The following is an 11,002-nucleotide window of genomic DNA, read 5'->3' as shown; positions in this document are numbered from 1 at the left end:
CTGCCGCGAAAACGCTCGGCAGGCCACTTGGTTATTTTTGTGTGGAATTACAGGTGCGATCCCCGCTTGCATCAATGCACTGTTCAGTGATCCACCGACTTTCCGGAGAGGCAAGAAATGCTGCGACATCCGCAATATCCGCCGGTTCTCCCCACCGTCCAAAGATAGAATAGTCAGCCCCGAATTGATGTGAAGCAGGGTCCTGAACCATAGCGGCATTCATATCCGTTGCAACGAATCCAGGCTTCACATAACCAAGCTCCGAACAGAGAGGAAAGGCTGACCCTCCATTCTGCTCAATCTCCCTGACGACTTCTTCCGCAGCATCCCGGCTTCTCCCATAATGAACAGCTACCAATGCACCTTCTTCTGCCAAGCGCATCGCGATAGCGCGGCCAATTCCTCGACTAGCTCCTGTAACCAGTGCAATTTTTCCATTCAGCTTTTGCATTTCTGAGCATCTCCCTTCTTGTTTCACCCCCCATATTGCCACAGGAGTCCTTTTAAAATGTTGCTCTCCTATTCGGTAGGAGTGTCGGCATGCAGATAACCATAAAAGGCTTTAAACGAAAAAAATCCTCATTCATTAGGTGAGAATTTTTTCAATGGATGTTTTATTTAAAGGAAATGGTTTTCTTATGTTGAACGGCCGTAACCAATTTTGCTTGAAGTAACGTGAGCACAAGTGCGATCAGCAAAAATCCCGCGATCATACCGACGACTCCGCCCCACCCTTGCGAAGACCAAAACATTCCGGCTGCCGTTCCTCCGATACTGGAACCTCCATAGTAAAAGAAAAGGTAGAGCGAAGAAGCTTGCGCCTTGTCGTGATGAGCCCGATATCCCACCCAGCTGCTTGCGATGGAATGGCTGCCAAAGAATCCGAAAGACACGATCGGCAAGCCCAATATCTTGATCCACACATGGGAATCCAACGTCAGGAAGACGCCGGCCAATGTAATCAGCAAAGAGAGTAAAAGCACTTTCTGTTTTCCATATTTGCTTGCCATTTTTGCCATCCAAACGGAACTGAACATGCCTACGAGATATACGATAAAAATCCAGCCTATCAGTGTCTGGCTGAATGAATATGGAGGAGCGGCCAGGACATACCCAATGTAATTAAACAAGGCAATGTTGCTGCCGAGGATGAGAAACCCAATAACATATAGCGAAAGCAATGCAGGATTTTTCAAATGATCAACCAGAGAGGCAAGCAGCTTGCCGATTTCCGGCGAACGCGGGTGAAAGTTTTGAGACTTGGGCAAACTCGCAAAAAATATCAGGCTGGCCAGAACGCTAATAAAGCTGATGGTTCCCAACGCTGCGTGCCAGTTGAACATATCGGTCATCATTCCAGCAATGATTCTGCCTGATACGGCTCCAAGCGAGTTTCCGCTGATGTAGAGTCCCATCGCTACACCGAGACTGGCTGGTTCCATTTCTTCTCCCAGATAGGCCATTGCGATGGAGGGAAGTCCGCCTAAAGCAAACCCCTGAATAACCCGGAAGACCAGCAGGCTTTCATACGTTGTGCTGAATGCAGTCAAAATGGACAAGACGGAGGCGGATAGCATGGAGATCATCATGATTCGTTTGCGCCCCCATACTTCCGAGATCGAGCCAAACAACAGCATGCTAATCGCCAGAGAAATGGTGGTCAAAGAAAGCGACAGGCTGGCCATTGCAGGTGATATGTGAAATTCCTTAGTGAATTCCGGCATCAATGGCTGCGTGCTGTAAAGAATGGCAAACGTATTGAAGCCGGCTGCAAAAAAGGCCACGTTTGATTTGCGAAAAGCAGCTGTGCCTTGTTGAATGTAACCCATGCTGAATGGACCTCCCTTACCCTCATCCGTACGCACTTTTTATACTATCACCGGCAAATCATGATGTATAATTCATTATAATTATGTTTTTAATGCATCGCGGTAATAGATAAATCAGTACATGATTTTATGTAAAGGAGGGTTAAACATGGAGTGGCAGCAGCTTGAATACTTTCAAACCTTGGCTCAATTGCAGCATGTGACACGTGCGGCCGAGTATCTGTCCATTTCCCAGCCAGCCCTCAGCCGTTCCGTTGCCCGACTGGAGGAAGAGCTGGGCGTACCGTTATTTAATCGACAAGGGCGTACCATTGTGCTGAATCGATATGGCCAGCTCTTTTTGAAGCGGGTGAATCGCATTTTGATGGAATTTGACGTTGGGAAGCAAGAGTTGCACGATATAGTGAATCCGGAGCATGGAGAAGTAGCGTTAGGGTTCTTGCATACGCTGGGCACGAACTTGATACCTGACTTGCTTGGAGCTTTCCGCAGCCAATCCCCGGCGATCCGCTTTCAACTAACCCAAAATCACAGTTACTCGCTGCTCGAGCATATGAACGCCGGTAAGCTTGACCTTTGTCTTGTTGCTGAGCCAACCGAAACAAAAGTCCCGATCCAATGGAAACCTCTTTGGAGTGAGGAGATTTTTGTCATCCTGCCAACGAATCATCGTTTGGCTCATGCTGAAAGCATTTTGATGGAAGAAATAGCGGACGAATCATTTATCTTTCTGAAGAAGGGGTACGCGCTTCGTGAAACGACCGACGGTTTATTCCGGCAATTGGGAATGAATCCGAAGGTTACGTTCGAAGGAGAAGAAGTGTCTACCGTCGCAGGGCTGGTCGCCGCCGGACTGGGCCTCTCGCTCCTCCCCGACGTAGGACTGGACAAGAGCAAAATCGTGTATATCCCGATCCGGCAGCCAAAGTGCAAACGCGTGATCGGGATCGCGTATGTGAAGGATCGGTACTCGTCGCCAGCTGCCTTGCGGTTCAAGCAGTTTGTGATCAACTATTTTGACAGGATGGAATCGATTTGACGGTATGGCTTTGCTCCTCAGCTTCCATCAGCCCGCTGCCTCCGGCTTCTCCACATACATTCTGAATAACTGAATGTATAGCGCGATGCTGATCAAGGCAAACGCCAAAATGAGGCAGAATATTCCCATGGGCGCCACCCACCCGGACAGAAACACCGTCACCGGGGCCAAAAATTTTCCGATCGTGGCCTGCAAGCTGTCGGCTCCCATGTACTGCCCCCGGGCATTTTCCGGGGCATAGCGGCTAATAAAGCTTTGCGTCACGGGAGAACGCACCATCTCGCCAAAGGTGAAGATGATCGTAACGAAAAACAGGAACCAGATATGGGCGCTTATCCCGACGAGGAATGTGCCCCCGCCGGTCAACAGCGTTGACAGAATAAAGACGTTGCGCTCTTTCCAATTGTTGAACCATTTCGTAACAGGCAGGATAAACAGGACAAACAAAAGACCATTAAACCCCAGCAGCCAACCATATATCTCTGTACTGGACAGCATGAGGGAATCGCCATTCCACGGGAACAAAGCCTGGGCAGGGACGTGATTGATCACGTATACCGGTAAATACAAATCGAGCTGCATGATCGGTATCAGCGCAAAGATGCCTGCCAACGTATAGACCAGAAACACTTTGTCGCGAAAAATAATGCCGTAACCCGTCCACTGTTCTTTGAAAGCGCGGGAAATCGAAGCGGGGGCTTCCGGGCTTTTCGCCGACTGCGGCAATGTTTCATGAACGATCGCATACATGGCAATCAAATACAGCAGCAAAACCAGGGCGCAGGTCCACAGCAGCTCTTGCCGGTAATGGAAGAAGAAAACGGCTCCAAGCGCAGGCCCGAGAACCGCGCCGATGTTGTTGGCCGTCGCAAACGTTGCGAATATTTGGCGGCGGTCCTGAGCGGGAACCAGATCGGCAACCATGGCGGAGCTTGCCGGCCTGTAGATGGCTCCTCCCAGCCCAAGACCGATGAACGCGATATAATCGATCCAATGGGACCAAGACACGGCAAACAAGGCAAACATCACCGTCTGAAGAAAAGCGCCCAGCAGCATGACAGAACGCCTTCCCCACCGATCCGCCAAAGCTCCTCCGAGCAGACTCCCGATCAGGCTGAAGAGCGGAGGGACCGTCATCAAAATGCCAGCGATATGATTGCCTAATGCCGTACCAAAATATACGGTGATAAACGGAAAGTACATCCAAAACAGCATGTTAAACAGTGCTTCCCCGATCAACCGGGTTTTCAGATTGTTGTTCCATGAACGTATTTTCATCAATATCCTCCTCTTTATTGTCAAAGCAGGCATGTTCCCGTTTACAAACAGATACACACCACAAGTTTCCCGGCCGGGTATACAAACTTTAAAGCATTTTTTCAAGTAAATATAGACTTATAATTCAGAATGGTTTATACTATTAATATGAAGGTCGAATATACGTCTGGTTAGTTTGGATGTTTCAAAAAAAGAACACATGTTCGTAATGTTAAAAGACGCTCCTCACGGAAGCGTCTTTTTTGATGTGCATGTGTGCTTGTCCTGCGCCCCAGCCATAAGCGATTCGAAAACTGGTAAAACGACGTACTCGCGGCAATGCCAAATGGGCAGGCAAAGGAAAGTCTAACGGGGATAACAGGCAGGCTAGTTATGAAGCCAACTCGCCAAAATGTTATGATGAATAGATAAGTGAGCTTTTGGAGGAGAGTCTATGTCAGAAATTACAATACACAATCACAAAATGATATTTGGCTGGGAAGAGGATAATGGCTTGGGCGAGAGATTGATTCAGCAAATCCTCAGAGGGGAGAAAACGGCTACTTGTGCACCCAAAGAAGAATATTCAGCGGAAGAATTGCAGCAAACATACGAGCCGGTCGGAAAAATTGTCACCGTCTTTGACAAGCACGGCAATCCCAGATGCAATGTGAGACTGAAGGCAGTTTTTGAAACGACGTCTGGAAACCCTGATATGCGGCTTGTACAGGGAGAAGGAAACGGAGACGATGTCGCCCAATTCCAAGAGGACCATCGGCTTGCTTGGAAAGATATCGGGGTTAAGTTAACAGATGATACGGTTTTGATTGTCGAATTATTTGAGTTAATCCATGAATACGAGATGGTGGAGCCGACGAAAGAGATGGAGGGCCTGTGTTTCAACACCAACCAGACTAAGCCTCTTGGCATATCGCTTTCGATTCAAGAATAAAAAAGATGCCAAATCGGCACCTTTTTTTCTTGTAAGATAAAACGATGAGAAGGTCCTTTTTACATAAAAGACGAGAGGATCCTTTTTACCTGGCGCCGATTTTTTACAATACGTCTTTTGTTGATGGCCTTGTTCCGCTTTGAACGAAATTTGCTTGTCGTATTGCCTGAGTGGATGACGTGCACATAGTTGCGCAGACGCAATTTGTCGTGACGCAGGCGGATGACAGCGGGATGTCCCCCGGCCAGCCGATACCGTTTCCCTTTCAAATAATCTTTTACTTTATAAATCAAGGTATAGAAGGCCGGTGACTTTGCGTACATCGGGGCAATCCGCTTCTTTTTCGAGTCGTACATGTAGCCGTATTGGTTGATCACCGCGGACGTTCCCTTTCTTCTGCGATGATTCTTCAGCTGCTGAATATAGCTGCGGCGGTACAAATCATCCGAATCCAACCGGACCAAATACAAGTAATGATAGCCCTTCAGACGCTTCCTGATGCTTTTTTGACACTTGCTTTTGGGGACGAACTTGATATTTTTAGGGAGCTTGCTGTACTTGCGCAGCTCCTTTTTTATTTTTTTTCGGGAACGATCCTCATACTCGACAAGAGCGACAAAGCCTTGATTGCTCTGTCTTTGCAAGCTCCTCCGCGTATACCGCATAAATACTTTCATGCGGTTTTTAATCCATCGCGTTGTAAATCGCTTCTTGCGGTTGTACCTTAGCTTTTTTGAGTTAAAAGCGATCCGAACAATGATTTTCTTGCGTTTTCCCAACCAGCCCTCACTCTCCTTTACCAAGCAAAGCTGTAAATATTACATGGTATTGGAGTTTGTCAGGTTTTGCTGTAGTCAGATACCTCTTGATGATACCGACACAAAGAAACGCATTTTCATGACGGGGGCTGTCCTCTCGGTTTCGCCCTGAAAAAAGGAAGGGATATAATGTAGACAGGTCTTACCATACAAAGCAGACAGCCATGCATCCAACAACCGTAATCCGGGGGGCAACCGATGAAAATACTTTTAATAGAAGACGATGTGAAGCTGATTAAATATATCAAGCAGTATTTGACCGCATACGATTATGAAGTTTTCATTGTCGAGGATTTCGAGCGCGTCACGGAAACGGTTGATCGGATAGAACCTCATCTGATCATTCTGGATATAAATTTGCCGATGTTTGATGGCTTTTATTACTTGAAACAAATCAGGAAAAACCACGCCGTACCCATCATCATATTATCCGCCAGGAATGAAGAAGGGGAACAAATCAGGGGAATAGAGCTAGGTGCGGATGACTATATGACCAAACCGTTCAGTGTAGGGATTCTTATGGCCAAAATTAATGCTGCCTTACGGAGATCCATGCAATATTCGGAAGGGGTCAGGATCGAAGAGGGGAAGCTAGTGCTACTGGAGGACAGTTTAAAGCTGCAGTATGAAAATCAAACCGTAGAGCTTTCGAAGAATGAGTATAAAATCATCAAATTATTCATGCAGAATGCAGGGAAATTGGTGAGCAGAGATGACCTGTTTGATGTGTTAACGGATTATAACACGTTTGTGGCTGAAAATACGCTCAATGTCAACATGTCCAGAATAAAGAGCAAGCTGAGGGAACTGGGACTCGATGATGTTATCACGACAAAAAGGGGACTGGGTTATGTCTTTCATTCCATTGATCATTGAAGTGATACAGGATAAGAAAGCGACAATCTTCGTGTACACCATCAATACGTTCCTGATCATTTCATTTTATATGCTTTTACTGGATAGCTCAGAGTATGTATATCCGGTCCTGTTGAGCGGAGCTCTGCTCATTCTTTATGTAGGCTACGAAGTATACAAATATCATCAATTTGTAGGCGAGATCGAGGACGGAGGGAGGAGTCCGGACTACGCCAAGCATTTCTCGAATCATAAAGACAAGCTTGTATTCCAAACGCTCTCCAAACTCCACCATCAATATAACGCGAGGCTTTATGACAACAAAGCAAAGCAGAACAATAAAAATGCCTTGTTTTCCCAATGGATTCACAACATGAAAACATCGGTTTCCGTCATCCACCTGGCTTGTGAAATAGGACTTGCTGAAAGAGAAAATGATGAGTATTTGGAAGACATCAACGAAGAGAATGAGAGAGTGAAAAAGAATCTGGAGGAAGCTCTGAACCTGCTGAGGATCGATGAGTTTTCCCGAGATTTTATCGCTCAGCGAATGTCGTTAAAACAGCTTGTTTATCCGGCCCTGAATGAAAGAAGAAGAGAAATCAGGTATAAGGGAATCGAACCGATTGTGGATATTCCGGATGAATTTGAAATCTTGACCGATAAAAAATGGGCACAGTATATGCTTGAACAAATCCTGTCAAACGCCATCAAGTATTCCGTATCAGAGAGAAGCGAATCAATCATGATTCGAGCAAGAAAAGAACGGGACAAGGTCATTCTTTCCGTTATTGATGATGGCATTGGAATTGACGAAAAGGATATTCACCGAGTATTTGATCCATTTTTTACGGGTGATGGCGGGAGACGGGACAGAAATGCCACAGGAATCGGGCTTTACATGGTCAAGCTTATTTCGGAACGATTGGGACATACCATTCACATCCAATCACAAAAGGATAAAGGAACGACGGTCGACATCGGTTTTCTTTCAAAACTGTAAGGCTTTGAGAGTAAAATCGATATTTTGTTATCCATTCCTCCTATAAACTTCTGCTTAGAACAGAACAAACGTTGCGTATTGGAGGTTTCTTTCTGATGGAAGTATTAAAAGTAAATGACCTGTCAAAAGTGTATAACTCGTTTAAAGGAGCCAAAGAGGTTACGGCCTTGCATGGAATAAACCTCAGTGTGAAAAGTGGCGATTTTGTTGGCATTATGGGGCCGAGCGGAAGCGGAAAAACCACTTTGCTGAATTTGTTGTCCGGTATCGATCAATGCACTTCGGGAGAAATCTTCATTGAGGACAAAAACATCACAAACCTGTCGAAGGAGGAAATGGCTCTTTTTCGAAGACACAGTGTAGGCTATGTATTTCAGGACTTTAACTTGCTTGACAGCCTGACGATCTCAGAAAATATCTCCCTTCCCTTGATACTAGACAAGGTAGACCCGACAACAATTAAAGGGAAAGTCCAGGAGCTTGCAGCATTTTTCGAAATCGAGCACATCCAAAATAAATATCCTTATCATGTATCGGGTGGACAAAAACAAAGAGCAGCTGTGGCCAGAGCGTTGATCAATGACCCCGCCATCGTATTCGCCGATGAACCGACAGGAAATCTCGATTCAAAATCCTCCAACAACATTATGAACACGCTCAAAAAAATAAATGAAGAAAGAAAGAGCACGGTTTTGATGGTCAGTCATGACCCCTTTGCTGCATCTTTTTGTAAAAGAATCATTTTTATCAAAGATGGAGCGATCAAGATGGAAATCGCATCGAATGGTGACAGAAGGGAATTTTTCGACCGCATCCTGGAAGCTGAAAGCATGATTGGGGGAGAGCTCCAATGACGTTTTCCGCGATTGTCTATAAAAATTTGAAGTACAACCTTACCCGTTATGTCTCCTTTTATCTCGTAAACAGTTTTATTGTCGCCGTTCTATTTATGTATGGAACCTTGTTTTTTAACGACAGCATCCCAGCAAACACGAAAAGTGTGTTCAATTTTTCATTTGTGGCTATCGTGCTGTTCTGTATCGTTTTTATCTCTTACACGCAAACGTATTTTGTGAAATTCAGAGGAAAAGAATTTGGCGTATATTTGACATTAGGGATGACTACACGTGATCTCAAAAAGATGACTCGACGAGAAAATATAATCATTATCTCCATCTCATTGCTAACCGGAATTGCGGCAGGATTGCTTTTCTCAAGGATGTTTTATCTGATCCTTGGTAAATTATTGAAAGATATCGCATACAGCATTGGCTTTGATTCTTTTTTGCTGACGATCGGTGTCTTTTTGCCAATCTATATCATCAGTACTTTTTTTACAGAGAGATATTTGACCAAGCTGTCCATCATTGAAGTTATACAATCCAGCTCGAAAAAAGAAGTGGCTGCTGCCAATCCCGCAATCGGCTTGATCGCTACCCTGTTATTTGCACTATCCTTGTACCTATTGCCGAAAATTTACACGGATGAAATCTTTGATGGTAGCAAGGCGATGCTTGCGCTTTGTGCAATAGTGGTATTGGCTAGTCCATTCTTCATTTTCGGTACATTGATCAGTACATGCCAATTATTCATTCGTAAATTTCCAAGAGTGTACAATAACAACTTGCTGGTTCTGTCCAATCTTGCACACCGTTTTTTATCCTATCGGACGATTCTTTATGTAGTTTCTCTTATGGTATCCCTGGGTGTTTTTCTGATCGGAGTCGGCTACACGATCCATAAAAATACCGTTACATTCAATGATTTGGAGAGACCGTATGACTTCATGTTCGTTGAGGATGATAAATACAATCATGTTTCGCAGGATGAGATGCGGAAAGTTATTGAAGATCATGGCGGGAAGATCGAGAAATATGCGGTCTTGGACTATCTTTCCTTACCGATTTACAAATTGAAGGATGGGAAAGTGAAAACGGGTGAGCGTACGTATTTCAACAGTGTCATTGTAAGTGAAAGCAACTACAACAAACATATGGCAGCAAACAAGGACGTCAAAAGAGGATACATGCTGGATGTATTTCTTGATGGTGGAGAGATTCAAACGAAACCTACTGAAGATATCATGTTTTTGATGAATAAACAAAGCGTGCAAAGCCCGGGCACATCATTCGATGATGCGAATATAACGATGAGCCCTTCGGAATTCTTTCGTCAAGTCGATCCTGCTGATTTGTTTACCGTATCGAAAGATCGGATTCTGAGTGATATGGCCCAGTTTGCAAATTTAGAGTATACCAATGCGTATTCGACGTATCACGCCTATGTAGTCGATGATGCAGACTATGAAATGATCCTTCGAAAAAGCGGTTATCCCGATACTTCCAAGTATCATTTAATCAGTCTGGCTAGCGGTGATAAAAGCAAGATATTCACGGAGATTCTCCGTACTTTGCGAGAAGCGAATCACGCTGATGAATCAATCTGGAAGGACAAAGCTTTTTTAGGTGGACCGAAGAACGAAAGGACCTTGCTGGAAGCATATCGCCCTTTCTCCAAGGCCGAAAAAGAAGAAAGGGATGTACAGATGAATGGCGTCTTTTACTTCTCCATGGCCTTTTTAGGAGCGTTGCTCCTGATCTCCTCAAGTATTGTGCTGTTCTATAAAATTGTTACAGATATTGCGGAAGAAACGCAGAGAATAGCGATACTGAGAAAAATCGGGATCACCAACCGTGAGATGAAGCGAAATCTGACGAAACAGTTGAAAATTATCTTTTCTGTACCAGCCATTTTTGGTGTTGCTATGGCTCTCTACTATATCGCATTAGTGAATACCAATTACTCAAAAATACATTATACGATGCTGCAGGCATTGTATGTGGCGGCGGTATATCTTTTCTTGCAGGTTCTCTTTTACTTCGGATTAAAGAAAAAGTATCTTTCTAGTCTAAACGAATAGCAACCTGCTGCTGCTCAGGCTGCCTGAAGATGGCTCTTTCAACTTTCCTTTGTAAATGAAAGCGGAAAGAGCCTCTTGCTTTTCCTGCTGCTCTCTCACCGCTCCAGAATGCCCAAGAGAGGCTCCTTACTACCACCACGCTTTGGAAACGAATCTGCCTTTTTCCTATAGACAAGTTCAATGATCTGAACGAGAATGGTAGAAAAGAAAGGAGAAGCGAGTCCCTTCATCTAACGGAAAGAAAAAACTGGAAATAATCCTGGGAATTTGACATATCATTCAAGATGGCGTAAGCATGGGTCCCGGTTCCCTCTGTGCGGTCATGATTG

The 11,002-nt window shown here is 44.9% G+C and carries 9 protein-coding genes and 1 pseudogene; 6 read left to right on the top strand and 4 right to left on the bottom strand.

What is annotated here, in order from left to right:
- Positions 1-31: 31 nt before the first annotated feature.
- Positions 32-451, bottom strand: a complete 420-nt coding sequence (locus Q3F21_RS11115) for an SDR family oxidoreductase (protein ID WP_340252450.1) — start codon at positions 449-451, stop codon at positions 32-34.
- Between the two features lie 163 nt (positions 452-614).
- Positions 615-1,829 carry an MFS transporter gene (locus tag Q3F21_RS11110; protein ID WP_340252448.1) on the bottom strand — a complete coding sequence of 405 codons (1,215 nt, stop codon included), beginning with the start codon at positions 1,827-1,829 and terminating at the stop codon, positions 615-617.
- A 148-nt stretch (positions 1,830-1,977) separates the two neighbouring features.
- On the opposite strand from Q3F21_RS11110, the gene Q3F21_RS11105 reads away from it, so the two are divergent.
- Positions 1,978-2,868 (top strand): LysR family transcriptional regulator, encoded by an 891-nt coding sequence (locus tag Q3F21_RS11105; protein WP_340252446.1) that lies wholly within the window; start codon positions 1,978-1,980, stop codon positions 2,866-2,868.
- Between the two features lie 27 nt (positions 2,869-2,895).
- Here Q3F21_RS11105 and Q3F21_RS11100 read toward each other — a convergent pair whose 3' ends face one another.
- Complete coding sequence (locus Q3F21_RS11100) at positions 2,896-4,146, bottom strand: MDR family MFS transporter (protein ID WP_340252444.1); 1,251 nt, start codon at positions 4,144-4,146, stop codon at positions 2,896-2,898.
- Between the two features lie 442 nt (positions 4,147-4,588).
- On the opposite strand from Q3F21_RS11100, the pseudogene Q3F21_RS11095 reads away from it, so the two are divergent.
- Positions 4,589-4,981, top strand: a pseudogene (locus tag Q3F21_RS11095) (hypothetical protein); the annotation flags it as partial.
- A gap of 155 nt (positions 4,982-5,136) precedes the next feature.
- On the opposite strand, the gene Q3F21_RS11090 reads toward Q3F21_RS11095, so the two are convergent.
- The gene (locus Q3F21_RS11090; protein WP_340252442.1) at positions 5,137-5,856 is read right to left on the bottom strand and encodes a glycosyltransferase family A protein; all 720 of its coding nucleotides are present in this window, start codon (positions 5,854-5,856) and stop codon (positions 5,137-5,139) included.
- A 237-nt stretch (positions 5,857-6,093) separates the two neighbouring features.
- Between Q3F21_RS11090 and Q3F21_RS11085 the strand changes: the two genes are divergently transcribed.
- The 4 genes from Q3F21_RS11085 (at position 6,094) to Q3F21_RS11070 (ending at position 10,673) form a co-directional block, all read left to right on the top strand.
- On the top strand, positions 6,094-6,771 hold the full coding sequence (locus Q3F21_RS11085; protein WP_340252440.1) for a response regulator transcription factor: 678 nt from the start codon (positions 6,094-6,096) through the stop codon (positions 6,769-6,771).
- Positions 6,746-7,753: a sensor histidine kinase gene (locus tag Q3F21_RS11080; protein ID WP_340252438.1), complete on the top strand. Its 1,008-nt coding sequence runs from the start codon at positions 6,746-6,748 to the stop codon at positions 7,751-7,753. The genes Q3F21_RS11085 and Q3F21_RS11080 overlap by 26 nt, the downstream gene beginning before the upstream one ends.
- A gap of 95 nt (positions 7,754-7,848) precedes the next feature.
- Positions 7,849-8,607, top strand: a complete 759-nt coding sequence (locus tag Q3F21_RS11075; protein ID WP_340252436.1) for an ABC transporter ATP-binding protein — start codon at positions 7,849-7,851, stop codon at positions 8,605-8,607.
- Complete coding sequence (locus Q3F21_RS11070) at positions 8,604-10,673, top strand: FtsX-like permease family protein (RefSeq protein ID WP_340252435.1); 2,070 nt, start codon at positions 8,604-8,606, stop codon at positions 10,671-10,673. Before Q3F21_RS11075 ends, Q3F21_RS11070 begins: the two co-directional genes overlap by 4 nt.
- Positions 10,674-11,002: the final 329 nt, after the last annotated feature.

This window comes from Brevibacillus borstelensis, from assembly GCF_037834415.1.
In the GTDB taxonomy this organism is placed as follows: Bacteria; Bacillota; Bacilli; order Brevibacillales; family Brevibacillaceae; genus Brevibacillus; species Brevibacillus borstelensis_A.
Note: the sequence above shows the minus strand (reverse complement) of the source record. Positions and strands in the feature narration are given on the sequence as shown.